This is a genomic window from Leucobacter komagatae (assembly GCF_006716085.1).
Classification (GTDB): domain Bacteria; phylum Actinomycetota; class Actinomycetes; order Actinomycetales; family Microbacteriaceae; genus Leucobacter; species Leucobacter komagatae.
Map to the genome: position 1 here is coordinate 1201168 of NZ_VFON01000001.1, position 24898 is coordinate 1226065.

General features: G+C 66.2%; 28 protein-coding genes. 12 read left to right on the forward strand and 16 right to left on the reverse strand.

Annotated elements, in window-relative coordinates; translation table 11 throughout:
- The first annotated feature begins 28 nt into the window (after positions 1–28).
- Together FB468_RS05535 and FB468_RS05540 are read left to right on the forward strand one after the other, a co-directional pair.
- Positions 29–391, forward strand: a complete 363-nt coding sequence (locus FB468_RS05535; RefSeq protein WP_246055769.1) for a DoxX family protein — start codon at positions 29–31, stop codon at positions 389–391.
- The gene (locus FB468_RS05540) at positions 388–1818 is read left to right on the forward strand and encodes an MDR family MFS transporter (protein ID WP_246055770.1); all 1431 of its coding nucleotides are present in this window, start codon (positions 388–390) and stop codon (positions 1816–1818) included. Before FB468_RS05535 ends, FB468_RS05540 begins: the two co-directional genes overlap by 4 nt.
- On the opposite strand, the gene FB468_RS05545 is transcribed toward FB468_RS05540, so the two are convergent.
- Both FB468_RS05545 and FB468_RS05550 read right to left on the reverse strand, forming a co-directional pair.
- Positions 1808–2476, reverse strand: a complete 669-nt coding sequence (locus tag FB468_RS05545) for an NADPH-dependent F420 reductase (protein WP_141886459.1) — start codon at positions 2474–2476, stop codon at positions 1808–1810. The genes FB468_RS05540 and FB468_RS05545 overlap by 11 nt on opposite strands.
- Entirely contained in the window at positions 2473–3570 is a 1098-nt protein-coding gene (locus FB468_RS05550) for an LLM class flavin-dependent oxidoreductase (protein ID WP_141886460.1), read from the reverse strand. The genes FB468_RS05545 and FB468_RS05550 overlap by 4 nt, the downstream gene beginning before the upstream one ends.
- A gap of 94 nt (positions 3571–3664) precedes the next feature.
- Between FB468_RS05550 and FB468_RS05555 the strand changes: the two genes are divergently transcribed.
- Positions 3665–4051, forward strand: a complete 387-nt coding sequence (locus FB468_RS05555) for a winged helix-turn-helix transcriptional regulator (RefSeq protein ID WP_141886461.1) — start codon at positions 3665–3667, stop codon at positions 4049–4051.
- Positions 4052–4084: 33 nt separating this feature from the next.
- Here FB468_RS05555 and FB468_RS05560 read toward each other — a convergent pair whose 3' ends face one another.
- From FB468_RS05560 to infC, 4 genes are all read right to left on the reverse strand, one after another.
- The gene (locus FB468_RS05560) at positions 4085–4888 is read right to left on the reverse strand and encodes a TrmH family RNA methyltransferase (RefSeq protein ID WP_141886462.1); all 804 of its coding nucleotides are present in this window, start codon (positions 4886–4888) and stop codon (positions 4085–4087) included.
- Between the two features lie 67 nt (positions 4889–4955).
- Positions 4956–5342, reverse strand: a complete 387-nt coding sequence (rplT, locus tag FB468_RS05565; RefSeq protein WP_119284240.1) for a 50S ribosomal protein L20 — start codon at positions 5340–5342, stop codon at positions 4956–4958.
- 38 nt (positions 5343–5380) lie between these two features.
- Entirely contained in the window at positions 5381–5575 is a 195-nt protein-coding gene (gene rpmI, locus FB468_RS05570) for a 50S ribosomal protein L35 (protein ID WP_119284241.1), read from the reverse strand.
- An 85-nt stretch (positions 5576–5660) separates the two neighbouring features.
- The gene (gene infC, locus FB468_RS05575; protein ID WP_141888150.1) at positions 5661–6284 is read right to left on the reverse strand and encodes a translation initiation factor IF-3; all 624 of its coding nucleotides are present in this window, start codon (positions 6282–6284) and stop codon (positions 5661–5663) included.
- Positions 6285–6531: 247 nt separating this feature from the next.
- Between infC and FB468_RS05580 the strand changes: the two genes are divergently transcribed.
- The 3 genes from FB468_RS05580 (at position 6532) to FB468_RS05590 (ending at position 8268) form a co-directional block, all read left to right on the forward strand.
- The gene (locus tag FB468_RS05580; protein ID WP_141886463.1) at positions 6532–6927 is read left to right on the forward strand and encodes a DUF1844 domain-containing protein; all 396 of its coding nucleotides are present in this window, start codon (positions 6532–6534) and stop codon (positions 6925–6927) included.
- A 271-nt stretch (positions 6928–7198) separates the two neighbouring features.
- Complete coding sequence (locus FB468_RS05585; protein ID WP_141886464.1) at positions 7199–7951, forward strand: AzlC family ABC transporter permease; 753 nt, start codon at positions 7199–7201, stop codon at positions 7949–7951.
- Positions 7948–8268, forward strand: coding sequence for a branched-chain amino acid transporter permease (locus tag FB468_RS05590; RefSeq protein WP_141886465.1), 321 nt, complete (start codon positions 7948–7950; stop codon positions 8266–8268). The genes FB468_RS05585 and FB468_RS05590 overlap by 4 nt, the downstream gene beginning before the upstream one ends.
- A gap of 12 nt (positions 8269–8280) precedes the next feature.
- Here the strand turns inward: FB468_RS05590 and FB468_RS05595 are convergent, their stop codons facing one another.
- The 6 genes from FB468_RS05595 to FB468_RS05620 are packed head-to-tail and all read right to left on the reverse strand — an operon-like array spanning position 8281 to position 13176.
- On the reverse strand, positions 8281–8433 hold the full coding sequence (locus tag FB468_RS05595; protein ID WP_141886466.1) for a methionine/alanine import family NSS transporter small subunit: 153 nt from the start codon (positions 8431–8433) through the stop codon (positions 8281–8283).
- The gene (locus FB468_RS05600) at positions 8430–10007 is read right to left on the reverse strand and encodes a sodium-dependent transporter (protein WP_141886467.1); all 1578 of its coding nucleotides are present in this window, start codon (positions 10005–10007) and stop codon (positions 8430–8432) included. Before FB468_RS05600 ends, FB468_RS05595 begins: the two co-directional genes overlap by 4 nt.
- Before the next feature lie 53 nt (positions 10008–10060).
- Positions 10061–10795, reverse strand: coding sequence for a glucose 1-dehydrogenase (locus tag FB468_RS05605; RefSeq protein WP_141886468.1), 735 nt, complete (start codon positions 10793–10795; stop codon positions 10061–10063).
- Entirely contained in the window at positions 10792–11796 is a 1005-nt protein-coding gene (locus tag FB468_RS05610; RefSeq protein WP_246055771.1) for an NADPH:quinone oxidoreductase family protein, read from the reverse strand. Before FB468_RS05610 ends, FB468_RS05605 begins: the two co-directional genes overlap by 4 nt.
- On the reverse strand, positions 11738–12373 hold the full coding sequence (locus FB468_RS05615) for a TetR/AcrR family transcriptional regulator (protein ID WP_141886469.1): 636 nt from the start codon (positions 12371–12373) through the stop codon (positions 11738–11740). The genes FB468_RS05610 and FB468_RS05615 overlap by 59 nt, the downstream gene beginning before the upstream one ends.
- 59 nt (positions 12374–12432) lie before the next feature.
- On the reverse strand, positions 12433–13176 hold the full coding sequence (locus FB468_RS05620) for an SDR family oxidoreductase (RefSeq protein ID WP_141886470.1): 744 nt from the start codon (positions 13174–13176) through the stop codon (positions 12433–12435).
- A 167-nt stretch (positions 13177–13343) separates the two neighbouring features.
- Here FB468_RS05620 and FB468_RS05625 point away from each other — a divergent pair, with 167 nt between their 5' ends.
- The 6 genes from FB468_RS05625 to FB468_RS05650 all read left to right on the forward strand — a co-directional run bounded on the left by FB468_RS05625 (position 13344) and on the right by FB468_RS05650 (position 19533).
- Positions 13344–14123 (forward strand): ABC transporter ATP-binding protein, encoded by a 780-nt coding sequence (locus FB468_RS05625; protein WP_141886471.1) that lies wholly within the window; start codon positions 13344–13346, stop codon positions 14121–14123.
- Complete coding sequence (locus tag FB468_RS05630; protein WP_246055772.1) at positions 14120–14854, forward strand: ABC transporter ATP-binding protein; 735 nt, start codon at positions 14120–14122, stop codon at positions 14852–14854. Before FB468_RS05625 ends, FB468_RS05630 begins: the two co-directional genes overlap by 4 nt.
- A gap of 11 nt (positions 14855–14865) precedes the next feature.
- Positions 14866–15732 (forward strand): branched-chain amino acid ABC transporter permease, encoded by an 867-nt coding sequence (locus FB468_RS05635; protein ID WP_246055773.1) that lies wholly within the window; start codon positions 14866–14868, stop codon positions 15730–15732.
- Positions 15729–16796, forward strand: a complete 1068-nt coding sequence (locus FB468_RS05640) for a branched-chain amino acid ABC transporter permease (protein WP_141886474.1) — start codon at positions 15729–15731, stop codon at positions 16794–16796. Before FB468_RS05635 ends, FB468_RS05640 begins: the two co-directional genes overlap by 4 nt.
- Positions 16797–16863: 67 nt before the next feature.
- On the forward strand, positions 16864–18165 hold the full coding sequence (locus FB468_RS05645) for an ABC transporter substrate-binding protein (protein WP_141886475.1): 1302 nt from the start codon (positions 16864–16866) through the stop codon (positions 18163–18165).
- Between the two features lie 51 nt (positions 18166–18216).
- Positions 18217–19533, forward strand: a complete 1317-nt coding sequence (locus FB468_RS05650) for an ABC transporter substrate-binding protein (RefSeq protein ID WP_141886476.1) — start codon at positions 18217–18219, stop codon at positions 19531–19533.
- Positions 19534–20056: 523 nt separating this feature from the next.
- Here the strand turns inward: FB468_RS05650 and FB468_RS05655 are convergent.
- The 4 genes from FB468_RS05655 to FB468_RS05670 form a co-directional block, all read right to left on the reverse strand.
- Positions 20057–21634 (reverse strand): AMP-binding protein, encoded by a 1578-nt coding sequence (locus FB468_RS05655; RefSeq protein WP_141886477.1) that lies wholly within the window; start codon positions 21632–21634, stop codon positions 20057–20059.
- A 38-nt stretch (positions 21635–21672) separates the two neighbouring features.
- Complete coding sequence (locus tag FB468_RS05660; RefSeq protein WP_141886478.1) at positions 21673–22887, reverse strand: acyl-CoA dehydrogenase family protein; 1215 nt, start codon at positions 22885–22887, stop codon at positions 21673–21675.
- The gene (locus FB468_RS05665; RefSeq protein WP_141886479.1) at positions 22887–23909 is read right to left on the reverse strand and encodes a phosphotransferase family protein; all 1023 of its coding nucleotides are present in this window, start codon (positions 23907–23909) and stop codon (positions 22887–22889) included. The genes FB468_RS05660 and FB468_RS05665 overlap by 1 nt, the downstream gene beginning before the upstream one ends.
- A 289-nt stretch (positions 23910–24198) precedes the next feature.
- Entirely contained in the window at positions 24199–24834 is a 636-nt protein-coding gene (locus tag FB468_RS05670) for a QsdR family transcriptional regulator (RefSeq protein ID WP_141886480.1), read from the reverse strand.
- Between the last annotated feature and the right edge of the window lie 64 nt (positions 24835–24898).

Consider the following 24898-nt stretch of genomic DNA (forward strand, 5'->3'; position numbering starts at 1 on the left):
ACATTTAGTTACTCTTGGAGTCAATACAGTGCTTGTTCTCTCGATCATTACCTGGGTGCTCACGGGCATCCTCGCGTTCATGTTCCTCATGGCGGGCGCGATGAAACTCGCGAAACCACACGCAGACCTCCCGATGGCGACGCTCCAGGAGCTCAGCCCCGGCCGGGTGAAGTTCATCGGCGCGGCGGAGGTACTCGGCGGGATCGCCGTCGTCCTGTTCCCGCTCATTGGCGTCGCGCCCGTGCTTGGACCGATCGCAGCGATCGGGCTCGCGATCATCCAGTTCCTCGCGATCTTCGCCCACCGGCGCCTGAGCGAGCCTTTCCACATGAACATCGTGCTCATGCTGCTCGCGATCGCCGTTTCGGTCCTCTGGTTCGTGGCGCTGTGAGTAACACCGAGGTCGGGCCTGCCCCAACAAGGTCAAGCGCGACCGGCACCCAAGCGATCTGGCTGCTGCTCGGAGCCGCGTTCGTCACGATCCTGAACGAGACAGTGATGGGCGTCGCGCTCCCCCACCTCACCGCGGATCTCGGGATCACCCTGAGCGCCGCGCAGTGGACGACGACGGCGTTCATGCTGACGATGGCCGTCGTGATCCCCACGACGGGCTACCTGCTCCAGCGCTTTACCACGCGGCAGATCTTTACGCTCGCGATGGCGCTGTTCTCCGCGGGCACACTGCTCGGCGCGCTGGCGCCAACGTTCCCCTTACTCCTTGTCGCTCGCGTCGTGCAGGCGGGCGGCACCGCGATGATGATGCCGATGCTCATGACCACGATCATGGCGCTCATCCCCGCCGAGTCTCGCGGACGCTTCATGGGGCGGATCACGATCGTCATGGCCGTCGCTCCCGCGCTCGGCCCAACGGTGTCGGGGCTGATCCTGAACGCGTTCTCCTGGCGCGCGCTCTTCTGGTTCGTGCTTCCGATCGCGCTCATTATGCTCGCCGTTGGCCTGCTCCGGCTGCCCAACGTCGGCGAGGTGCGCAAGAGTCCACTCGACGTGATCTCGATCCCGCTCTCAGCCATCGGCTTTGGTGGGCTCGTCTACGGGTTCTCGACCATCGGTTCCGGCGCGGAGGGCGGCCTCGTCACCGGCGGGGTCGTGCTCACCGCGGGCGCCCTCGGTCTCGTGCTGTTCGTGTGGCGCCAGATCGTACTGCAGCGCACCGAGCGGGCACTGCTCGACCTGCGGGTGTTCAAGTCGCGCCCGTTCGCGCTCTCGGTGTCGCTCGTCACAATCATGATGGCGGCGATGTTCGGCACGCTCATCTTGCTGCCGATCTACCTGCAGAACGTGCTCGGCCTCGACCCGGTGACGACGGGGCTGACTATGCTGCCCGGCGGCCTCATCATGGGCCTCATCGCGCCCATCGTCGGGAGACTCTTCGATAGGTTCGGGCCGCGACCGCTCGTCATTCCCGGCGCGATGCTCGCGAGCGGCGTGCTCTGGGCGCTCACCCGCCTCACCGAGGACACCTCGCCCGCGCTCGTGACCGCCGCGCACATCGGGCTCTCGCTCGGGCTCGCGTTCATGATGACCCCCCTCATGACGAGCGCGCTCGGTTCGCTCACGCCCCAGCTCTACTCGCACGGCTCGGCAACCGTTGGCGCGGTCCAGCAGGTCGCTGGCGCGATCGGCACTGCGCTCTTCGTGACGGTGCTCGGGGTCCGGTCTGCGAGCGCGGCCGCGGCAGGTGCGAGTGAGGTGGCGGCGAGCGCCGACGGCATCGCGTTCGCGTTTCTCATGGGCGCCGTGCTCTCGCTCCTCGCGGTTGTCGGGGCGTGGTTCGTGCGCCGGACGCCTACCGCGTAGCCGTGGGCGCGGGCGCGTGAATCTGCGCGCCCGCGTCCCCGAGCAGCCGCGCGACGTCAGCGACCGGGAAACTGCCTGCGAAGAGCTCAGAGCCCGGCTCGAGGGCTGCGCTGTGCGCGAGTCCCCCAGCCGCGAGCGTGTCAAAACCGAGGCTCGAGACGAACTCGGCGACAACGCGGGCGGCCGCCGCGTCGTCGGACACCGCGGCCAAGCCGCGGCGGTCAGCCGCGTCGAACTCGCGGGCGTCGGCCTCCATCTCGTGGTAGCCGATGTGGTTCAGCGCCTTTACAACCCGCGCGCCGGCGAGGTGCGCGGCCACCGCCTCGCTCGTGGTGGCGTGGCCGTCGAAGATCGCCGGCAGCGCACCGTCGGTTGGCTCCCAGTGGTTCATCGCATCGACGACCACCCGGCCCGCAAGCATCTCGGGGTCCAGGCTCGCGAGCTTCGGCAGCGGGATCGAAAGCACGACGATCTCGCTCCCCTCGACGGCATCGTATGCCGCGGCGACCGCGACGCCGGGCGCCATGATCTCCGTGATAAACCGCACGGGCTCCGGGTCGCCAGAGCCCGCGACGGTCACTTCGTGGCCCGCCGCGAGCGCCGCCCGCGCGATCGCCGTTCCCACCTTGCCGACACCGAGCACCGCGACCCGGGTCATGATGCGGCTCCCGTCTGCGCTGGCGCGGGGCCGCCGTCGAGCGGGTTCGGCACGACCTCCGGCTCGGGGCCGAGCTCGGCGTCGACGAGGGGCTTCACCTTCGTGCCAAGGAGCTCGATCGAGCGCAGCAGGTCGCGCTGCGGCAGTCCGAGGAAGTCCATCTGCAAGAACTGGCGTGAGTGCCCCATCGCGTGGTGGAGCCTGATGATGCGGTTCGCGATCTGCTCGGGCTCGCCGACGAAGAGCGCGCCGCCCTCGGCTTCAATGTCGAAGTGCTCGCGGATCGGCGGCGCAAACCCGCGGCGGCGACCAATGTCGGCCATGCCGCGGTACCAGGTCGGCCAGAAGGTGTCGCGTGCCTCGCGGTCGGTCTCGCCGATGAAGCCGGGGTTGCCGACCGAGATGAGGGGGTGTCTCGTCGTCTCCGGCCCCGCCGCCCACGCCCTCCGGTAGAGGTCTGCGAGCGCCTTGAACCGCACCGGGTCTCCCCCGATGATCCCGTACGAGACCGGCAACTGGAGCTGCCCAGCACGGACGGTTGAGTTCGGGCTGCCTCCCGTGCCGAGCCAGATCGGCAGCGAGCCGCGGTCCGGGCGCGGCACCACGAGCTGCTCGTCGAGCGCGGCGCGCACCGAACCGCTCCAGGTCACCGTCGCCTGCTCATTCACCTTGAGCAGAAGCTCGAGCTTCTCAGCGTAGAGCCTGTCGTAGTCCTCAAGCCGGTAGCCGAACAGGGGGTACGACTCGACGGACGAGCCGCGCCCCGCGGTGATCTCGGCTCGGCCGTTCGAGAGCGCGTCGAGCGTCGCGAACTGCTGGAAGATACGCACGGGGTCATCGGTGCTCAGCACCGTCACCGCGCTCGCGAGCCGGATCCGCTTGGTCTGGCTCGCCGCCGCCCCGAGGATCACGGAGGCTGCCGAGGCCGGCATCTCCTCAGTGTGGTGCTCCCCGATGCCAAAGAACTCGAGCCCAACCTGGTCGGCGAGCACGATCGCTTCGAGCAGGTCGCGCTGCGCCTGCGCCGTGCTCACGAGCCCTCCTGTGGCGGGATCCGTCGCCTGATTTCCGAAACTGTAGACACCGAGCTGCATGCCGCTCCCCTTCAATGTGTGGTGATGTACCTCTACTCTGAAGCGTCGGGGCAGCTCGGACAACTCGCAGGTTAGTCACTTACTATTGGTAAGCGTGAAGACAGTCTCAGCACCACACAGCGCCCCGCAGCTCCACACGATCGATGACGACGAGTGCCGCCTCTTCCGCGAGGCCGCCGAGCTCGCCGGCAGAAAATGGACTGCCGCGATCCTGCTTTCGCTCGCCCGCGGCGCCGAGCGCTTCTCGGAGATCCACGCGAGCATCGACAGCATTTCTGATCGGCTGCTCGCCGCGCGCCTGCGCGAGCTCGAAGCTCAGGGGCTCGTGACGCGCGCCGTCGTGCCGAGCACGCCCGTGCAGATCCGCTACGGCCTCACGCCGTCGGGTAGCGAGCTCATCACGATCTTGCAGCCCCTCGTGCACTGGGCGAGGCGATCCGGCGCGCGCGGCGACGCTGGCGAGCAGCCCCTCGCCAGCTAGGGGCCGTTGGGGCAGGGCTCGGCGGCTCGGCGGCTAGGCCCGCTGCGAGAACGCAGTCTCGTACAGCAGCACGCTCGCGGCGGTCGCGAGGTTGAGCGACTCGGCCGCACCGTAGATGGGCAGCCGGATGGAGCGGCCAATCACGTCGCGCTCAGCCTCACCGAGCCCACGCGCCTCGTTCCCGAAGACCCATGCGATGCCGCCGCGCAGCTGCGCCCGGACGTCGGTGATCTCATCGCCACGGACATCCGCTGCGATCGTCTCGAGCCCCGCTTCGCGCGCAGCAGCGACGACGTCCTCGAGCGAGCTCTCGGTCACGACCGGGAGATGGAACAGCGACCCTGTCGTCGAGCGCACCACCTTCGGGTGCCACGGATCGATCGACTCACCTGAGAACACGACGGCGTCGGCACCCGCAGCATCCGCTGCTCGGAGCACGGCGCCAGCGTTACCGGGATCCCGAACCTCGTGCATCACGGCGACGAGCTTCGCGCCCGCGAGCGCGTCCGCGAGCGTTGCGTCGGGAATACGCGCGACCGCGATCACGCCCTGCGGCTGCACGGTCTCTGCCATTGCCTGGATGACCTGCGGCGTCGCGCGCTCAATCTCCACCCCGGCGTCAGACGCGAGGCGATCGAGCTCGAGCTGCCACGCCTCGGTGCCGGTCGTCGCGTAGACCACTTCGGCGAGCGCGGGCCTGTAGGTCAGCAGCTCCCTGACGGCCTGCGGGCCTTCGACGAGGAAGCGGCCGGTCTCACCGCGCTCTTTCTTCCGAGCGAGCGCTGCGACCCGCTTCACGCGTGGGGCCTTGGGGTTCTCGATGAGTTCAGTCACCACACAAGACTACCCGGACACGCAAAAACCCCGCCCCGCGAGTGCGGGACGGGGTGTTCGCTTGGGCTACTTAGGCAGCAACCTTGGGAGCCGAAGTGTCTTCGGGGAGAGCCTTCTTGGCAACCTCGACGAGCGTCGCGAATGCTGCGGGCTCGTTGGTCGCGAGCTCCGAGAGCATGCGGCGGTCAACCTCGACACCAGCAAGCGCGAGGCCCTGGATGAAGCGGTTGTAGGTGAGGCCGTTCGCGCGTGCGCCAGCGTTGATGCGCTGGATCCACAGGCGACGGAAGTCACCCTTCTTCTTGCGACGGTCGTTGTACGCGTAAACGAGCGAGTGGGTAACCTGCTCCTTGGCCTTACGGTACAGGCGCGAACGCTGTCCGCGGTAGCCCTCGGCGCGCTCGAGAATTACGCGACGCTTCTTGTGGGCATTGACGGCCCGCTTGACTCTTGCCATTTCAGTTCTTCCTTAACGAGATAAGTTGTGGGCCGGCTTTAGTGACCGAGGAGCTTCATCGCCTGCTTGGCGTCACCCTTGGACAGCACCTGCTCAGCGTTCAGGCGGCGCTTGCGACGCGAGGACTTAACCTCAAGGTTGTGGCGCATGCCGGCCTGCTGCTTCATCAGCTTGCCGGAGCCGGTTACCTTGAAGCGCTTCTTAGCCCCCGAGTGGGTCTTCTGCTTTGGCATCGGTTTTCTCCTTGTTGTGGTGCACCGCCGAAGCGGCTGCGTCATGGGCGCTCAGCGGATCCTCTCCGCTTCGCAGCCACGGGTCTTATTCGGCGGCGGGTTCCGCTGCCTTGGCGGCGGAATCTGCGGCGGGCTTCTCAGCGCGACGCGACGCCTTCTCCTCAGCGCGGCGAGCGTTCTGCTCAGCCTTCGCCTCGGACTTGTTCTTGAGCGGAGCGATGACCATCACCATGTTGCGGCCATCAATCCGGGGGTTCGACTCGACAGTGCCGTACTCGGCAATGTGCTCCGCGAACTGCTGCAGGAGGCGCACACCCTGCTCGGGGCGCGACTGCTCGCGGCCACGGAACAGGATCATTGCCTTGACCTTGTCGCCCTGCTCGAGGAAGCCGACAGCACGCTTGACCTTGGTCTCGTAGTCGTGCTTGTCAATCTTCAGGCGGAAGCGAACCTCCTTGAGGACGGTGTTCGCCTGGTTGCGGCGCGCTTCCTTGGCCTTCTGAGCTGCCTCGTACTTGAACTTGCCAAAGTCCATGATCTTGGCAACGGGAGGCTTCGAGTTCGGCGCAACCTCAACGAGATCGAGATCCGCCTCTGCAGCAAGGCGCAGCGCAGTATCGATCGGCACGACTCCGACCTGCTCGCCACTGGGTCCTACCAGTCGCACCTCGGAAACGCGGATTCGGTCATTCGTACGGGGATCGCTGATCGCCTGCTCCTCTGATCTCAATGTGTTAAGTCTGCTCGACGGTGTCGAGGCTCACGGAAACGAGATCGGGAACGCACGCGTGCCCACACCCTTTAGCTGCCGCATGAAATGCGGCGGAGTGCCAACTACCCGGTAACCTTGTAGAGGTTTCGGGTGGGAGAATCTCCTCTTCCGTAGCACCGGCAAGTTTGCCGATAACCTCAAGAAGCTTAGCACACTGAGCGAAGATATAGACAGGGGCGCTTATATGAGCGAGCAGAACGCCGACGAGGCAGCACAGACGACCAACCATGACGCGGTGTATCCGGAGGGCGATGAGGCAGCCCAGGCCGTTCGCGATATCGCAGATGTCGCCGCGGTTGAGGTGATTACGACGGCCGCAGTGCACCTGCTCAGCGCCGCCGCGGTCAAGGTCGGCCTCGCCGACGACCCCGAGAACCAGATCGACCTCGACGAGGCGCGCAAGCTCATCAACGCCCTCGCGGGCCTCATCACCGCCGGCGCACCCGAGGTGAGCGACATGCACGCCCGCAGCCTGCGCGACGGTCTCCGCTCCGTGCAGCTCGCGTTCCGTGAGGCGTCGCCGATCCCTGACGCAATCGGCAAGGGCCCGGGCGAGAAGTACACCGGCCCGGTGAACTAGCTCTGGCGAACGGTCGCCGCGGGCGCGCTCAGGCTTCGGCCTGGGCGCGCCCTTTTTGCTGCGCCGCTGCCTTGCCCGACCTCAACCCGCCCCACCCTCACGCCCTCCGTATGTGTTCAGCGTTTGATCTGCCCCACACCACAGATATCGGCATAGGAACTGCAGATCTCAGGTCGTGAGGTTGAGCGCTTGAGGCGCCGGGGGCTCAAAGCCCGGCTTGCCAAGACCTCCCCCGCCGGCAAGCCCCTCAACCTGCGAGAGAATAGGAATCATGTCATCAGCCGCGCAGACCCCAGAGCAGGGCCCATTGCGCACCCAAATCGCCCACGGCGTCCGCGACTCCCTCGGCGTCGGGATCGGGATCTTCCCGCTGGGCGTCGCACTCGGCATCCTCGTCGTCCAGGCGGGCCTGCCGCTCTGGGTCGCCCCCGCACTCTCGATCGTGATCTTCGCCGGCTCGGTTGAGCTCTTGCTCGTGAGCATGCTGGCTGCCGGGGCACCGCTCCTCACGATCGCGGTCACGGTCTTCGCAGTGAACTTCAGGCACGTCTTCTATGCGCTGTCGTTCCCGCTGTCGAGAGTTCGCTCGGGGCTCCCCCGCGCGTACTCCGTGTACGCGCTCATCGATGAGGCCTACGCCACGTATGTGTTGATGCCAGCGAAGCAGCTCACGAGCGCCCGAATACTCACCGGTCAGGTCATGATGCAGCTGTACTGGGTGGTCGGCGGGCTCATCGGGCTCGCGATCGCGCGTGCCCTCCCCGCCCCGATCGAGGGTTTCGAGTTCGCGCTCGCGGCGACCTTCACCGTGATGACCGTTGACGCTGTGAGGTCGCGCAGGCAGGTACCCTCCGCGCTGCTCGCGGCCCTCGCGGTTGCCGTCGCAATCACCGCGTTCCCCGGGAACACCATGCTCGCGGCGCTCGTACTCTTCGCGGCCCTCCTCGCGGTCAGGTACGCGCTCGATGCACGTCGGGGCCGCAATGAGACCGGCGACGGCCAGGCAGAGGGAGCAACAGAATGACCTGGTACCTCATCGCCGCAATCGCGATCGGCGGCGTCATCACGTTCGGGCTCCGCGCGCTCCCCTTCGCGATGCTCAAGCCGCTCCGCAAATCGAAGTTCGTTCGCTCGCTCGGCGAGTGGATGCCTGCCGGGATCCTGCTGATCCTCGCCGTCGTCGTGCTGCGCGACGAGATCGTTGCGCGCGCAGATCAGTGGTGGATGGTGCTCACCGCGACGGCAGTAACCATCGCGGTGCACCTGTTCTGCGGGCGACGCGTGCTGCTGAGCATCGCTGCGGGAACGGCGACCTACATCGCGCTCGTGAACCTGCTGTAGCCGATAGCCGCGCTACTCCTCGATGCGCTCGCCCGCGACGTCCTCGCCACCCGCGGGGTATGCGGTCACCTCCGGGCGCTTCGCAAGAAACACGGTGCTCCCGATGAGCCCGCCCCAGATAATTGTCAGCGCGAGCACGAGGAACGTGATTGCAATGGGAGTCATCGGCCTGCTCCATTCGTCTGCGCCGGAGTCTTTGAGACCGGCGGCCACGGCGTGAATTGGTTCGGGTCGTAGCGCCACGGGCTCATTGTCAGCACGACGGAGCCGGCGATCATCACGAGGATCGACCCCCAACCGACGATCGCGAGGTACCCGGTGTCGTAGCCCGAGTAGGGTTCTTGGACAAGCCCGATGATCGTCGTCACGAGCATGTAGCCGAGCACGACCGGGCCGAGCACCGACACGAAGAACAGCCACGCGCGGCCGACCTTGAACGTGGAGAGCGTACTCAGGTGGCCGCTCAGCTCGGTCCCTGCGCGCCTGATCCAGAGCACGGTGATCGTCATCACGACCGCCGAGGCCACGATGCCGATGTTGTTCGCCCAGTTATCGATGGTGTCGAGGGCGGTGAGCCCCGACGTGGTGCCGAAGAGCGCGAGCGAAACGACGGCGAGAACGCCACCGATCCCGTAGACGGCGCCCCGGCGGCTCAGCCCGAACTTGTCCATGACCGCGGCGAGAATGACCTCCATGATGGAGATCATCGACGTGAGCCCGGCGAGCGTGAGCGCGCCGAAGAACAGCGCGCCGAAGATCTCGCCGCCCGGCATCTGCGCGGCAATCGCGGGGAACGTCATGAACGCGAGCCCGACCCCCTTCAGCCCCTCAAGATCGGCGACCGCGACTCCCTGTTGATGCGCGAAGAACCCGAGTGTCGCGAACACTCCAATGCCGGCAAGAATCTCGAACGACGAGTTACCGAATGCGACGACGAGACCCGGCGTCGTCATGTTTGAGCGCCTGCGACGGTACGAGGCGTAGGTCATCATGATGCCGAACGCAACGGAGAGCGAGAAGAAGATCTGGCTGTACGCCGCCACCCACACCGAGGGGTCAAGCAGCGCCGCGAAGTCGGGGGTGAACAGAGCGTTCAGGCCGTCGGCAGCGCCGGGGAGGAACAGCGCGCGCACGACGAGGATCAGGAACCCGACGACGAGCAGCGGGATCGCGATCATGTTTAGACGCTGCACGCCGCGCACGACGCCAGCGCCTAGCACGACGAGCGCCACGATCCACATCAGCACGAGCGGGATGAGCACGCTCGGCACGAACTGCATCGTGAACGGCGCTTCAGCGGTCTGCAGGTAGCTGCCGGTGAAGAACCCAGCCGCGTCGTCGCCCCAGCGCAGATCAAATGAGAACACGAAGTAGCTCGACGCCCACGCGAGCACCGCGGTGTAATAGATCGCGATGAACACGCAGATCATCACCTGGAACCAACCGATGCCCTCGCCGAGCTTGCCTGCGAGGCGGCGCAGCGCGAGCGGGGCCGAGCCGCGGAAGCGGTGCCCAATCGCGTAGTCGAGGAACAGGATCGGGATCCCGGCGGTTAGCAGCGCGACGATGTACGGGATGAGAAAGGCGCCGCCGCCATTCTCATACGCGACCCCGGGGAATCGCCAGATGTTGCCAAGGCCAACGGCGGAGCCGATCGCCGAGATGATAAACCCAAGCTGCCCCGTCCATTCTGCTCTGGCCGGGGCAGCTGTCTCTGCGGGCTGCGTCGTGCTACTCATGTTCCCTGCTGTCTTCGTCGTGAAAGTCTGCAGCGAGCGTAGCAGAGACGGCGTTACCGGTGCGGGACCCCCGCGATCATGCCGCCGTCCACCACGAACTCCGCGCCGCTCGTAAACGACGACGCCTCGCTCGCGAGAAACACGATCGTTCCCACAAGGTCTTCGGGAACCCCGGGGCGCTGCAGCGGGATATCGAGCTTTTCGGGGTCGATCCGCTCCGACATCGCCGTCTTGATGTATCCCGGGTGCACCGAGTTCACGCGAATGCCCGCTGGGCCGAGCTCGACCGCGAGCGACGCTGAGAGACCGCGCACGCCAAACTTCGCCGCCGTGTACCCGTGAAGACCGGGACTTCCGCGCATGCCCTCGATCGACGAGATGTTAATGATCGACCCGCACCCCTGCCGCTTCATTGCAGGCACCACGGACCGGCAACCAAGAAAGACGCCGGTGAGGTTCACCGCGATGACCGCATTCCATTTTTCGAGCGTGAAGTGCTCGATGGGCGCAGCGTTTGCGATGCCCGCGTTGTTCACGAGCACGTCGACCGAACCAAACGTGGCGACGGTCTCGGCCACGACGGCTGCCCACTGCTGCTCATCGCGCACATCGAGCTCCAAGAACCTGGTGCGCTCGCCGAGTTCGGCGGCGAGCGCCTCCCCCTCGCTCGTGAGCACGTCGGCGAGCACGACACGTGCCCCTGCGTCGTGCAGGGCCCGCACATAGGCCGCGCCGATTCCGCGGGCACCGCCCGTGACGAGCGCGACTTTCCCCTCGAGCGAGATCATTTGGTCACCTCAATCACCACGCGGCCGACGGTGGTGCCCGTGGCGAGTGCGGTCAACGCGTCTGGCGCGTTCTCAAAGGCGACGGTGTGGTCGACCGTGGGAGCGATCGCGCCGCTTTCGAACAGCGAGACGAGTCGCGCGTGAGCTTCTGCGACCAGGTGGGGCGCTCGCTCTTGGTAAAGCCCCCAGTAGAGCCCAAGAACGCCATAGTTCTTGATGAGTGGCCGGTTCATGGCGAGTTCCGGGATCGTGCCGCTCGCGAACCCGATCACCACGATCCTGCCCTCGAACGCGATCGACCGCGTTGCGGCGACGAACGAGTCACCTCCGACGGGGTCGAAAACGACGTCGGCCCCGTGCCCCTCAGTAATGCGTTTCACCTCAGCAACGACGTCTCCGCCCCGGACGATTACGTGCTCGGCGCCGGCTTCGCGCGCGACCTGCGCCTTGGCCTCAGAACCCACGACGCCGATCACGCGAGCGCCGGCGGCGACGCCGAGCTGCACCGCGGCCGCACCGACTCCCCCGGCCGCGGCGTGCACGAGCAGCCACTCGCCCGTTTGGAGCTGCGCCCGGCGGTGCAGCGCGAACCACGCCGTTTGGTAGGCGATCGTCAAACCCGAGGCCCGCACGTCGTCGAGGGCTTCGGGAATCGGCTGAATGGCGTTCGCCGGGACGACCGCGTACTCGGCGAGTAGCCCGATGGAATACGCCACGATGCGCTGCCCGGCGGTGAACTCTGTGACGCCTTCGCCAAGTTCGACGATTGTTCCGCTGCACTCGACGCCGGGAGTAAACGGCAGCTCTGGTTTGACCTGATACTCACCCCGGGCGAGCAACACGTCGGGGAAGTTCGCGGCAACGGCACCGACCCTGACAAGAACTTCCCCTGGGCCGGGCTTGGGCACCGCGGCGTCAACGAGCGCGAGCGCCTCCGCAGGTTCACCGAGCTTGGTGACTTGCCAAGCTCGCATCGTCTGTGGAACTGAAATGCTGGACATCTGATCTCCTTAGACTCGACATAAACAGGTCTGTGATCTGCACTGCCGCGAGCGTCCGGTCTGCCGGCTTCTCTTCCGAGTACCAATAGGAGAGGTAGTGGACGTCGCTGAAGAAGTGCGCGATGAGCACCGCGACGGGGATGTCTTCGCGAAACAGCCCCTCCCGCTGCCCTCGCCTCACGAGGTCAGCGAACTCATCGTTGTAGGTGCGCCTGCGGCGCACGACTTCCTTTCGCCGCTGTTCGGAGAGCATGTCCATGCTGCGGAAGAAGACAGTGCCCTCGGCGATGAATTCAATCGAGGTCTCAAGGACGTCGACGCAGACTGCCCGCAGCACGTCGTCCACCTCACCACCCTCCGCGATGATCGCATCGAGATGCGCCTGCTGCAGTGACAGTACTCGGTCGTAGATGCCGAACAGCAGGTCGTCTTTCGACTCGAAGTAGTGGTACATCGCACCCTTGGTTACCCCGGCCGCGCTCACAATATCTTGCACGCTGGTGTTCGCGTACCCCTTGAGCGCAAAGAGCTCGACCGCGGCACGAATGACGTCGCTTACTACCTGAGACTGCTTCATTCGAGTCATTCTTCCCTATCAACCGCTGTCGCCGGAACGCCGCTCCAGCCTCACTCTCGCTAGAGGATCGGGCGAATACTCCCCCCGCCGTCGATCGGCACCGTCTGCCCCGTGATCCACGCGGCGTCGTCCGAGAGCAGGAAGGCAACTGGCCCCGCGATGTCCTCGGGCTCACCGAGGCGACCGAGGGGGTATGCCGCTGACACTTCGGCCTCCTGCCCCTCATAGAGCGCGCGGGCAAACGAGGTCTTGACGACCGCCGGCGCAACCGCGTTTACCCGGATCTTGGGTGCGAGCTCGTACGCGAGCTGCACGGTGAGGTTCATGAGCGCGGCTTTCGAGATGCCGTAGAACGCAATCCCGGGGCTCGCCCCCAGGGCCGAGGCAGACGAAATGTTGACGACGCTCTTACTCAGACCGGCGGCGACGGCCTCGCGGGTCCAATCGAGCGAGGCGATGACGTTCACATCGAGAATCTTCCGCGCCGCCCCCGCGTCGACATCGGCGATGGGGCCGTACACCGGGTTGATACCCGCGTTGTTGACGAGGTGGTCAAGTCGCCCGTGGCGCTCAGCGACGTGGGCAAACACAGCCGCCCGGTGGTCTGCGTCGTCTGCTCGCCCCGCCACGCCTGACGCGTTCGGGCCAAGGCCTCGGACCGCCTCGTCGAGCGCCTCCTCGTTGCGGCCGGTAATCACCACCGACCCGCCCTCGCGAACGAGTCGTTCGGCGATCGCGAACCCAATTCCACGGCTCGCGCCCGTAACAATCGTGACAGTCCCATCGAAACGTGACTCGGCCATGGCGCCTCCTTGCGTCGTACATACCGTCCAGTCGGTTTGACCACACTAGCATCGCGCCCCCTCCACTTGGCAAACAATACATCTTTCGAAAAACAAAACAACAGAAGCATACCGTCCGGTCGGTATTTGATGTACTGTGGGGCCACCAACGACACGAAGAGGTGCCGATGAATCAACAACCAACCACAACACCCCGGCTACAGGTCGACAATCTCACTGTGCGCTTCGGCGGTCTCACCGCCCTGGACGACGTGACATTCTCCGTTCGACCGGGCGAGGTCGTCGCGCTGATCGGCCCGAACGGTGCCGGCAAGACGACCGTGTTCAATGCGATTTGCAACCTGCTCCGCTATGACGGGCGCATTCGCATCGACGGCGCCCCGATACCGCGAGGGACATCGCGGCTCGGCCGCCACGGCGTCGCACGGACACTCCAGGGCCTCGGCCTATTCCCCAGCATGACCGCGCTCGAGAATGTGCTCGTACCGATCGCCAGCGGCCCCAACGCTCGCGCCGCCGCGCTCGCTCAGCTCACAGAACTCGACCTCGGCCGGGTTGCGGCCCGCCGCGTCGCCGAACTCTCATACCCCGACCGCAAGCGGGTTGCCCTCGCGCGCGCCCTCGTGACTGACCCGAGCCTCATGCTCCTCGACGAACCCGCCGGAGGTCTCGGCTCCGACGACATCGCGGCCCTCACATCAACGATCCGCGAGATCGCACAGAGCGGCCGCTCGGTACTGCTCGTCGAACACCACGTCGACTTCGTGATGGGGCTCGCCGATCGCATCTTCGTGCTCGACTTTGGCCGCCTCATCGCCGCGGGAACGCCCGCCGAGGTCCGCGCAAACCCCAAGGTTGAGGAGGCATACCTCGGAGTGCCAGCCGGGAGCGAGCCATGGGAAGCAACCGGGAACACAGCGCGCGCCACGCTCGGAGCGAGCTCGTGAGCGCGTCGTCTCAGACCGGCGCCGAGCTCAGCGTTTCGGAACTCACCGTCGGCTACGGCGGTGGCCCGGTGCTGCACGACATCAGCATCACCGTGCGGCCCGGCGAAGTCGTCGCGCTGCTCGGCGCGAACGGCGCGGGCAAGACGACCCTGCTGAGCGCGCTCACCGGCAGGGTCCGCGCCGCGAGCGGCTCGGTGACGTTCGACGGCCGCGATTTGCGGGGCATGCGCACCGAAGACCGGGCGCGGCTCGGCCTCGCGTTGGTGCCCGACGGCCAAAGCGTCGTCGGCGAACTCACCGTCGACGAGAACCTCCGCCTCGGCGCACTCTGGCGGCACCGGGGGAAGGCACGAGAGGCGGCGATCCGGCAGATCTACGGCATGTTCGAGCCCCTCGACCGCCGCAAACACGCTGACGGCCACCAGCTCTCCGGCGGCGAGCGCCAGATGCTCGCCCTCGGCCGCGCGCTCATCGCGGAGCCGAGGCTCATCGCGCTCGATGAGCCCTCACTCGGGCTCGCTCCCCTTGTGGTCGCGCAGATTATGCGCACCCTGCGAGAGACCGCCCGTGAGCGCGGCCTCACCGTGCTCCTCGCCGAGCAAAACGTCACGGGCGCGCTCTCGATCGCCGATCGCGGCGTCGTCGTGAACCTTGGCAGGATCGTCGCCGATGGCGACGCCAAGGCGCTCGCAGAGGATCCTTCGATTCGACACGCCTACCTGGGGTTCTGATGGATAGACTCATGTTTCTCATCGCGACGGGTATCGCCCGCGGCGCAGTTTTCGCGCTCTTCGCGCTCTCGCTCGTGCTCATCTGGCGAGCCACCCGCATCATCAACTTCGCGCAGGGCGCGATGGCGCTCGTCGCCACCTACGTGGCGTTCGCCGTGACCGGCGCAACGGGTAGCTATGCCGTCGGCCTCGCCGTCGGCATACTCGCGGGCGGCCTCATCGGTTGGGTCGTAGAGCGCGGCGTGATGCGCTTCGCCCCGCAGTCGTCTCACCTCACCGGCGTCCTCGCCGCGATCGGTCTCGTGATGGTCCTGCAGTCACTTCTCGGGATCTTCTTCGGTGCGCAGTACCGGGCCATGGCGGCGCCGTTCGATCGCAGCGCGATCGTCATCGCTGGCGTCCCCACGCTGTCGGTCAACGACCTGTTCACGATCGGGATCACGCTCGTCGTCATGTTCGCCCTCGCCGTGGTGTTCGCCCGTACCTCCCTCGGGCTCCAACTGCGCGCGTCGGCGTTCGCTCCCGACGTCTCCCGGCTGCTCGGAGTGCGGGTGACCCGGATGGTGACGATCGGGTGGATCCTAGCGAGCGCGGTAGCCGCGCTCGCCGCGATCCTACTCGTGCCAACGGAGCTGGGCCTCAACCCGCACGCGACCGACATGCTCTTCGTCTACGCGTTTGCCGTCGCCGTGATCGGCGGGCTCGACTCCCCCGGCGGTGCGCTGTTTGGCGGCCTCATCGTCGGCGTCGCGATGAGCCTGCTGACCGGCTACCTCGGCGCGACGGTCGCGCCGATCGGCGTGCTCGTACTCCTCGTACTCGTGCTGCTCCTGCGGCCCGCCGGAGTGTTTTCTACCAGAAAGGAGCGGAGCGCATGACCCGCTTCCTGCCCGCGCTTCGCGGTCACGCTCGGATCGTCGCGCTCGGCGCGGCCCTCACGATTCTCGCGATCGGGGCCACGTTTCTGCTCGATCCCTACCGCAATTTCCAGTTCGCGACGATCGCGGCATACTTCGCTGTCACGGCCGGACTCACGCTGCTTGTCGGCCAGAGCGGGCAGCTCTCGCTCGGCCACGCCGCGCTCATGGCAACGGGCGGGTACGGCTACGCGCTCACGGCAAACGCGCTCGCGGCGGCCGGACTCACGGGGCTCGCCCGCTTTCTGCCGGCGTTCGCGGTCGCAGTCGTCGCGGCCGGGGCGCTCGGCCTGCTGCTCGGCCTCGCGGCAGCCCGGCTACACGGCCCCTACCTCGCGGGAATCACGCTCGCCCTGGTCGTCGCGGTTCCGGCCGTCGCGACGACATTCAAAGCGCTCGGGGGCGACCAGGGCCTGCCGAGCCCCTATCAGGGCGTTCCGGGTGCGCTCCAAACTCTCATCGCTGCCGAGCAGTGGCATGCGTGGGTCGCGATCCTTACCGCTGGCGCGGTGGTGACGTGGCTTGCGATTCTCCGCGGCGGGCCGTTCGGTTTGCGGATGCGTGCGGTGCGCGACGACGAGACTGCCGCGCGGCTCAACGGGGTTCCCGCAGGGCGCGTGAAGGTCTCGGCGTTCACGGTGAGCGCGGTTGCCGCGGGCGCGGGCGGCGCGGTGCTCTGCTTCATTACGCAGTCGGTGAGCCCCGGCGCGTACACGCTCTCGTTCTCGCTGCTGCTCGTGGTCGCCGCGGTGCTCGGCGGGCTTGGCAGTATCGGTGGTGCCGCGATCGGCTCGTTCCTTGTTGTGATGCTCCCCTGGCTCATTACGACGGCGACGTCGCAGCTGCCGCTCTCGGCTGATATGACGCAGCGCCTCACCGGGAACCTTCCTGTGCTCATCTTTGGCGCGCTCTTGACGGTGACGATCTTGGTTCGCCCGAGCGGGATCGTTGGGCTCATTCCGCGCTTCCCGCAGGGGCCGCGGGAGGGGTTGCGCTCCGCACTGCGCTCGCCTTCCACCGAGTAGTTCTCACGGCTCACGGCCGCTCGCACTGACACACACTGACACACACTGACACACAAAGGATGACGCCATGTTGAACCTCAAGCCCGCTCGGGTTGCCACAGCAACCGCCGCGACGGTAGCGACGGCCGCGACCGCCGCACTCGCGATTGCCCTCGCCGGGTGCAGTACGCCATCGTCGCCCCAGGCCGACACCGTGCCGGGCGTCACGGCAGACAGCATCACGATTGGCACGCACACCCCGCTCACGGGGCCCGCGGCCCCCGGGTACTCGTCAGTCTCGGCCGCCGCGCTCGCCTACTTCGAGTACATCAACGACCAGGGCGGCATCAACGGCCGCACCATCAACTACATCATCAAGGACGACGGTTACAACCCCGCGAACACGCAGATGGTGGTTCGCGAACTGGTGCAGGACGACCAGGTGTTTGCGATCTTCAACGGGATTGGTACGGCGCCGCACACGTCGGTGCTGGAGTACCTCAACGAGAACAAGATCCCTGACCTCTTCGTTGCGACCGGTTCGAAGAGCTGGAACCAGCCCGAAAAGTACCCCTACACGTTCGCGTTCAACGCCGACTACTCGGTTGAGGGCGCCGCGCTCGCGCAGTACGCGAGCGACGAATTCCCGGGGAAGCAGGTTTGCGTGCTCGGCCAAGATGACGACCTCGGTGGGTTCATCCTCGAGGGCGTCGAGTCGAGCCTCGGCGCCGACGGGATCACGCACACCGAACAGTACTCGACCTCGAACCCCGATATCACCGCTCAGATCGGTGCGATGCGTGACGCTGGATGCGAGATCAACATCCTCGGCTCGATCCCTGCCTTTACGGCGCTCGCGATGAGTACGGCCGCGAGAATCGGTTGGGAGACGGAGTGGTTCGCCACGTCGGTAGGGATCGACTACACGACGCTCATTGAGATTCTTGGCGAAGATGTTGGCCCCGCGATGCTCACCAGACTCACGGGCGTGAACTACCTCCCCGGAGCGTACGGCGACAACGATTGGGCCGAGCTCTTCCGCGAGGTCAACGAGACCTACAACGGCGGCGTCCCGTTCAACGGCAACATCGTGTTTGGCATGAGCGCTGCGTACCTGTTCGCGGAGGCGCTGGAGAAGCTCGGCGATACGCCCACCCGCGAAGGGATCCTTGAGGTCATCCGCTCGGGCGAGCTCGTAGGGAACGGGGTCGCGCCGCTCTCCTTCAGCTCCACAAACCACGGCTCGTACTTCACCGTCGGCATCGTGACGGTCGACGACGGAGTTCAGGCTTTCAACGGCGTCGCGTACACCGTCGACGACGGCACAGCCACCCGCACAGAGATGGCGCAGGTACCGCTCTCTCCGGGCGGCATGCCGCCCGGAGCCTAGGGCTGTGTGTTTCCCCCTATCCGCACATCGAACCGCCTGAAAGAGGCTTTCATGTTCGCTCACCGCCGCGCTCGCCGCGCCCACCGCCGCGCCCACCGCAGCACTCGCCGAACCGTCGCGATAGCGGCGGTCGCAACCGCACTCGTGCTCACCTCATGCAGCACGCCGTCTACCGGGGGCAACGCCCCGGCCTCGTCGACACCCGGTGTGACCGACGACACCGTCACGATCGGCACGCACACCCCGCTCACGGGCCCGGCCGCGCCCGGGTACGCCTCGGTGTCTGCCGGCGCGCTCGCCTACTTCGCCTACGTGAACGACAACGGCGGAATGCACGGCCGCAAGATCAACTACATCGTGAAAGACGACGGCTACAACCCCGCGAACACGCAGATGGTCGTCAGGGAGCTCGTCCAAGACGACCAGGTGTTCGCAATCTTTAACGGGCTCGGGACGCCGACCCACTCTTCCGTCATCGACTTCCTCAACGACAATGGCGTACCCGACCTGTTCGTCTCCTCGGGTTCGACGACCTGGAACCAGCCGAAGTCGTACCCGAACTTGTTCCCCTTCAACGCGAACTACGTTGTCGAGGGCTCAGCCCTCGGCCAGTACGCGACCGATGAGCTGACGGGTCAGACGGCCTGCTTCCTCGGGCAAGACGACGACCTCGGCGGCGACATGCGCCGGGGCGCCGAACTCGTACTCGGAGAGGGAGGGCTTGCGCAGGTCGAGGAGTATCCGACCTCGAACGCCGACCTTACCGCCCAGGTTGGCGCGCTGAAGTCCGCCGGTTGCGAGGTCGTCATCCTCGCCGCAATCCCCGGGTTTGTGGCGCTCTCGCTCACCACCGCCGCGCGTCTCGACTGGTCGCCCACGTGGATCACCTCTTCCGTAGGATCCGACCAGCTCGTGCTGCTCGACCTGCTGGGCGAGGGCGGAGCTGGGCTCCTCGAGGGGCTCGTCTCGACCGGATACCTGCAGTCAGCTGACGAGGATAACGGGTGGTCAGAGCTGTTCCGCCAGATCAACACCGACTACAACTCGGACGCTCCGTTCACCGGCGCCGTGTTCAACGGCATGAGCTCGGCCTACCTCTTTACCGAGGCCCTGTACGCCGCCGGGCAGGAGCCGACGCGCGAGTCAATCGTGGAGGCCATCACGTCGGGCAAGCTCGTGGGCAACGGGATGTTCCCGCTGTCGTTCAAGAAGGACGACTACTCATCATTCCGAGGCGTGGGAATCGCAGTCATCCGCGATGGGCTGCAGAAGTTCGAAGGGACCGCATACCGCCTCGACGGCGACAAGGTCACGGCCGTTGAGCCTGAGCCTGTCCCGCTAGTCGGGAAGGGCATCCCGGGCCTGTAGGGGCCTTGTTGGGGTGGGCCCGGGCCGGCAACCGGCCAGTCGTTGCTGCGCCAGGCCCACCCCACCCGTGACACCCGCAGCACCCGCCACACCCCAATTTTTCCGAAGCACGCCAGATTCCCCCAGAATTTGGCGGCGCAAAGAATATTTGGGGTGTAGTGGACAGGGAGGGGCTTGCGCGCACCCACGAAGACGCCCGCCTCGCGAGCCCACCACCCGCGAGGTCGCGAGCCCGAACACCGACGAAGAAACCCGCGACCGCGAGCCAGGGCAAGGCAATTCGCGTTGCGCCCCACTCGTTACACCTCATTTTCTCCGAAGCACGCCAGATTCCCCCAGAGTTTGGCAGCGCGAGGAAAATTTGGGGCGCAGCGGAAGGGAAGATGCCCGGACCCCATGCAGGGCACCCGGCACCCGGCACCCGGCACCCGGCACCCGGCACCCGGCACCCGGCACCCGGCACCCGGCACCCGGCACCCGGCACCCGGCACCCGGGCAGGTTACCCGGGCGCCCCGGCCCCTGCTACGCCGGCGTGTACATCCGTTGCAGCTCGCGCTTCAAGATCTTGCCGCTCGCACCGAGCGGCAGCTCCTCCACGATGTGGACGAAGCGGGGGTACTTGTATGACGCGACGTGCTCCTTCGCGAACTCGATAATGTCGTCAGGGTCAATTTCGGCCCCCTCGCGTGGCAGCACCGCCGCGTGAATCTCCTGCCCCTTGACTTCGTCGTCTACCCCGAAAACAGCCGACGCCGCGACCTTTGGGTGGCGAGCGAGAGCGGCCTCAACCTCCGTCGGGTACACGTTGTACCCCGACCGGAGGATCATGTCTTTCTTTCGGTCGACGATCGTCAGGATGCCCTCTGTGTACGTCCCGAGGTCTCCGGTGCGGAACCAGCCGTCGACGACGGCCTCCTTCGTTGCTTCCTCACGCCCGACATAGCCTTTGAACACGTTGTGGCCGCGCACGACGATCTCGCCGAGCACCCCGTCGTCTTCAATGAGGTCAATCCGATCCTCGACGTCGGGGTCGGCGATCGCGACCTCGACACCCCAGAGGGTCTCACCAACAGTACCCGCGATCGTCGGCTTCCCGAACGTATTGACGGTGACCGTCGGGGCTGTCTCGGTGAGCCCGTAGCCCTCGTGCGGGGGCACCCCGAACGCCTGCTCAAACGCCTCAAGTAGCGCGACGGGCAGGGCGGCACCGCCAGAATTCGCGAACCGCAGGGGCGGGCGCGCGTCGGTGCGGCGGGCGGCCTCGACGAGGCCGACGTACATGGTCGGCACCCCGACAAACACCGTTGCTTGGTGTTTCACCATGAGTTCGAGAGCCTGGTCGCCGTCAAATCGTGGCATCAGGATGACGGCGCTGCCGGCGCGGAACGCCATGTTCAGCACCGAGGTCTGGCCGAACGTATGGAACAGCGGCAGCCCGCCAAACGTCACGTCCTGGTTCGACACTTGAACCCCGTCAATGAGCCCGGCATGCACCTGCTCGACAATCGACAGGTGGCTACCCACCGCGCCCTTCGGGGTTCCGGTCGTACCGCTGGTGAACAGGATCGTCGCGGCGTCGAGCGGGCCGGTCGGTTCGATCCGCCGGATGGGTTCGGCAGCGGCCGCTTCAACCTCGAGCCGCGCGAAGTCGCCAGGTGCCTCGGTGGGGAGCAGCACCGTCACGAGCGGCACCCCCGCCTCAGCAGCGGCCGGAGCAGCCTCCGCAAGCGAGGTCGCGGAGGCGATGAAGAGGTCGGCGCCCGCGTCGTGAAGCATCCGGCTGATCTCCTCAGCCTTCAGCAGCAGATGAATCGGCACGACGATCGCGCCGAGTGCGAGCACGGCGTAGTACACCCGCGGGAAATCGGGAACGTTCGGGATCATGATCGCAACGCGGTCTCCCCTGCCGACCCCACGGGCTCGAAGGGCCCCAGCGTATGCGCGAGTCTGATCCCAGAGCTCGCGGTACGTGATCGCCTCTCCGTTATAGAACACGGCGGGCCTGTCGGCATGCCGGATCGCGGATTCGCTGAGGATACTCGCAACAGAAAGCGTCGTGAATCCTCGCCCGTCTACCGCGGGGTCGTGCGGGTGTGCCATCGTAGTCTCCTTTGACGTCGGTGATGGGTTTGTGGGTGTTACAGCTTCAGCTGGGCCTTCCCGAGGCTGTTGAGGTGTACCTCGTCGGGGCCATCCGCGATCCTCAGGGTGCGCACGCCCGCGTAGAGACCGGCGAGCGGCGTATCGTCGCACACTCCGGCGCCACCGAAGATTTGGATCGCACGGTCAATGATTTCCTGCACCGCTCTCGGCACCGCGATCTTGATCGCCTGGATCTCGGTCATCGCCGCCCGGTTGCCGACCGTGTCCATGAGCCAGGCGGTCTTCAGCACGAGCAGCCTGAGGGCCTCGAGCTGGATCCGGGACTCCGCGATCCACTCGCGAATCACGCCCTGCTCCGAGAGCGCGCGCCCAAAGGCCTGCCGCGAGTTCGCGCGCTCGATGGCGAGCGACAGCGCGCGCTCGCCCATACCGAGTGCGCGCATGCAGTGGTGGATTCGACCCGGGCCGAGCCGAGCCTGCGCGATGGCGAACCCGTCGCCCTCCGCGCCAATGAGGTTGCTCACTGGTACACGCACTTCGTCAAAGAACACTTCGGCGTGCCCTCCATGATCCCGATCGTCGTACCCAAACACGGTGAGCGGGCGAACGATCTCGACGCCGGCCGCGTCGCGCGGGACAAGGATCATCGACTGCTGCCGGTGCCGCTCTGCCTCGGGATCGGTCTTCCCCATCACGATGAAGATCTCCGCTTCGGGGTTCATGGCTCCGGTTGACCACCACTTCCGCCCCGAGATCACGTACTCGTCACCGTCGCGGCGGATGAGCGTGCCGATATTCGTCGCATCGCTCGAGGCAACGTCGGGTTCGGTCATGCAGAACGCAGAGCGAATCTCGGCGCGCAGCAGCGGTTTCAGCCAGCGTTCCTTCTGCTCGGGCGTACCGAAGTCATTGAGCACTTCCATGTTGCCGGTGTCTGGAGCCGCACAGTTGAGGGCCTCGGGCGCGAGCCGGGGGCTCCACCCCGTGATTTCGGCCACTGCGGCATACTGCAGGTTCGTGAGCCCAGCGGCGCCGGTCTCAGCGGGGTCACCCGGGAGAAACAAGTTCCAGAGCCCGCGCTTCTGTGCCTCGGCCTGGAGATCTCGAACGATCTGCTGGGTCGACCAGCTGTCGGGGTTCTCAGCGAGCTGCGCGTCGAGCGTCGGCTCAGCCGGGATCACTACTTCATCGACGAACTCCCGCACCTTGGCGGTGAGGTCACGTGTTACTTGGTCTTGCGCAAAATCCATCAGAGCACCTTCAATCCATTCTCGGCAAGCGGCCCCACGAGGTCGCCTATCCGGTCGAACCCTTCGCCGACGGTGTCGCCGGCCTGATAGCGGTAGTGGATCCCTTCCAGGATCACCGCGAGTTTGTACGCCGCGAAGGCCCGGTACCAGCTCAGGTCTGGCAGCGTGATACCGGCCTGCGCCGCGTAGTAGGCAGCAAGCTCTTCGAATTCGGGGTAGCCTGCGGCGGGGTCAACCGCGCTGGCAAACGCGCTCGCACTGGGGAGCTTGCCGATCTCCCAGTAGAGCGCGAAGATTCCAAGGTCAACGAGCGGGTCGCCCAGTGTCGCCATCTCCCAGTCAAGGATCGCCGAGATACGCGGCGGTTTGCCATTGACGAGGGCATTGTCGAGTCGGTAGTCGCCGTGAACGATGCCGGTGCGGACAGTCTCAGGCACTGACCGTTCAAGGGCGGCCTGGAGCTCATCGAGGGCGGGCACGTCACGAGACCGAGAGGCGTCGAGCTGCCGACGCCACGTTGACAGTTGGCGCGTGAGGTAGCCTTCGGGCTTGCCGAACGTTTCGAGGCCGACCGCGGCGACGTCGACGGCGTGCAGCGCAGCGAGGTGATGGACGAGTTCGAAGCTCAGGCCACGGATCTCTTCTCGCGTGTACTCTGCGTTCTGCTCGGGCCGTACGACCACGCTGCCCGACGCCCTCTCCATCAGGAAGAACGGCGTGCCCGTAATGTCCCCGCCGGTGTCGTCGACGAGGTCAATCGCGACGGGAACGGGAATAGCGGTGCCCGCAAGCGCCGAGATGACGCGATGCTCGCGCGCCATGTCGTGCGCGCTCGACAGCACGTGGCCGAGCGGAGGGCGCCGCAGGATGAGCGGCCCTTTGGCGCCGTCAATCGAATACGTCAGGTTGGAGCGACCGCCGGCAATGACTTGAGCGCTCAGCGGACCGGCAACTAACTCGGGGTGAGACTCGCTCAGCCACCGGGTCAGAGCAGCAACATTCAGGCCTGGGATCTCAGGCATCGGCACCTGTCTTCCTGCGGCTCAGCCTCGAGCCACACCGCCAGCATACCGGATGGTCGGTATGTTTGCGAGTGGTGGGAGCGCGGTTGCTCCACGCGTCCACGGCGCGCCATACACCTCAAATCAGCAGTGGCTATGCAGACTTCCGCTAGTTCCGGCAGATAGATCGCAGAAGACATACGAAACGCCGAGGCGATGGTTCCGAGGAGAAGGGTGCCGACCGCAAAGCCCTGGACCTTCGAGAGTCAGGCCAGCACCCAGCACCCAGCACCCAGCGCTCAGGCGAAACCTAGCCGTCGACGCGCAGCAACAACCTGAAGGCGGCGCCAGCACGCTCGACGCTGGGCTCGTCGCCCGAAATGAGGTCGGCGTACGAGAATGACTCCGAAACCCTCGAGAGCAGGTACGCGAGCCCGGCCGGATCAATTGCTCCGCCAAGCGGTTCATCCCCCAGCTCGCGGCGCACAAGCCACTCGACCGTCGCAAGGAAGCGGCGCTGGATGGGGCTCTCCTTCGTCGTGAGCAGCCGCAGCGCCCGCGCCGGTTCACGCCGCAAGAAGGTGCGGAAGTATGTCGCGTTAATCAGCCCATCGACGAAGTCGGTGAGCATGGCCGCGACCCGGGGTGCCCCACTGAGGTGCTCGGAGGCGTGCTCTGCCTGCACAAACGTTGGCACCGCAAGCGACCACAGCACTTCGCTCAGCAGCGCGTCTCGATTCCCAACCCACCGGAACAGGGAGGTGCGGTCAACGCCCAGGTCTGCGGCAAGCTCACCCATACTGATCCGGTTGCCTTCGATGAAGGCCTCGCGGGCCCCCTCAAAGGCGCGCATCGCGTCGTCTCGCGTATCAAGGCGGTCAGACAGCAGCGACGGAGCGGCGGCGAGACCAACGGCGGCGATCGGCGCCCCAACTGTGCTGTTCATTCGAATACTCTATCTGGCGCTTGTCGCAGGGGTGCAACATTTTCCGAAATAGTGTGCACATTCT

Bases quoted from the DNA above. Each gene is read 5' to 3' on its own strand.
- FB468_RS05545 (WP_141886459.1), bottom strand. From the start codon at position 2,476: ATGACCCGGGTCGCGGTGCTCGGTGTCGGCAAGGTGGGAACGGCGATC.
- FB468_RS05550 (WP_141886460.1), bottom strand. From the start codon at position 3,570: ATGCAGCTCGGTGTCTACAGTTTCGGAAATCAGGCGACGGATCCCGCC.
- rplT (WP_119284240.1), bottom strand. From the start codon at position 5,342: ATGGCAAGAGTCAAGCGGGCCGTCAATGCCCACAAGAAGCGTCGCGTA.
- rpmI (WP_119284241.1), bottom strand. From the start codon at position 5,575: ATGCCAAAGCAGAAGACCCACTCGGGGGCTAAGAAGCGCTTCAAGGTA.
- FB468_RS05580 (WP_141886463.1), top strand. From the start codon at position 6,532: ATGAGCGAGCAGAACGCCGACGAGGCAGCACAGACGACCAACCATGAC.
- FB468_RS05585 (WP_141886464.1), top strand. From the start codon at position 7,199: ATGTCATCAGCCGCGCAGACCCCAGAGCAGGGCCCATTGCGCACCCAA.
- FB468_RS05590 (WP_141886465.1), top strand. From the start codon at position 7,948: ATGACCTGGTACCTCATCGCCGCAATCGCGATCGGCGGCGTCATCACG.
- FB468_RS05595 (WP_141886466.1), bottom strand. From the start codon at position 8,433: ATGACTCCCATTGCAATCACGTTCCTCGTGCTCGCGCTGACAATTATC.
- FB468_RS05600 (WP_141886467.1), bottom strand. From the start codon at position 10,007: ATGAGTAGCACGACGCAGCCCGCAGAGACAGCTGCCCCGGCCAGAGCA.
- FB468_RS05605 (WP_141886468.1), bottom strand. From the start codon at position 10,795: ATGATCTCGCTCGAGGGGAAAGTCGCGCTCGTCACGGGCGGTGCCCGC.
- FB468_RS05610 (WP_246055771.1), bottom strand. From the start codon at position 11,796: ATGTCCAGCATTTCAGTTCCACAGACGATGCGAGCTTGGCAAGTCACC.
- FB468_RS05615 (WP_141886469.1), bottom strand. From the start codon at position 12,373: ATGAAGCAGTCTCAGGTAGTAAGCGACGTCATTCGTGCCGCGGTCGAG.
- FB468_RS05620 (WP_141886470.1), bottom strand. From the start codon at position 13,176: ATGGCCGAGTCACGTTTCGATGGGACTGTCACGATTGTTACGGGCGCG.
- FB468_RS05625 (WP_141886471.1), top strand. From the start codon at position 13,344: ATGAATCAACAACCAACCACAACACCCCGGCTACAGGTCGACAATCTC.
- FB468_RS05635 (WP_246055773.1), top strand. From the start codon at position 14,866: ATGTTTCTCATCGCGACGGGTATCGCCCGCGGCGCAGTTTTCGCGCTC.
- FB468_RS05640 (WP_141886474.1), top strand. From the start codon at position 15,729: ATGACCCGCTTCCTGCCCGCGCTTCGCGGTCACGCTCGGATCGTCGCG.
- FB468_RS05645 (WP_141886475.1), top strand. From the start codon at position 16,864: ATGTTGAACCTCAAGCCCGCTCGGGTTGCCACAGCAACCGCCGCGACG.
- FB468_RS05650 (WP_141886476.1), top strand. From the start codon at position 18,217: ATGTTCGCTCACCGCCGCGCTCGCCGCGCCCACCGCCGCGCCCACCGC.
- FB468_RS05655 (WP_141886477.1), bottom strand. From the start codon at position 21,634: ATGGCACACCCGCACGACCCCGCGGTAGACGGGCGAGGATTCACGACG.
- FB468_RS05660 (WP_141886478.1), bottom strand. From the start codon at position 22,887: ATGGATTTTGCGCAAGACCAAGTAACACGTGACCTCACCGCCAAGGTG.
- FB468_RS05665 (WP_141886479.1), bottom strand. From the start codon at position 23,909: ATGCCTGAGATCCCAGGCCTGAATGTTGCTGCTCTGACCCGGTGGCTG.
- FB468_RS05670 (WP_141886480.1), bottom strand. From the start codon at position 24,834: ATGAACAGCACAGTTGGGGCGCCGATCGCCGCCGTTGGTCTCGCCGCC.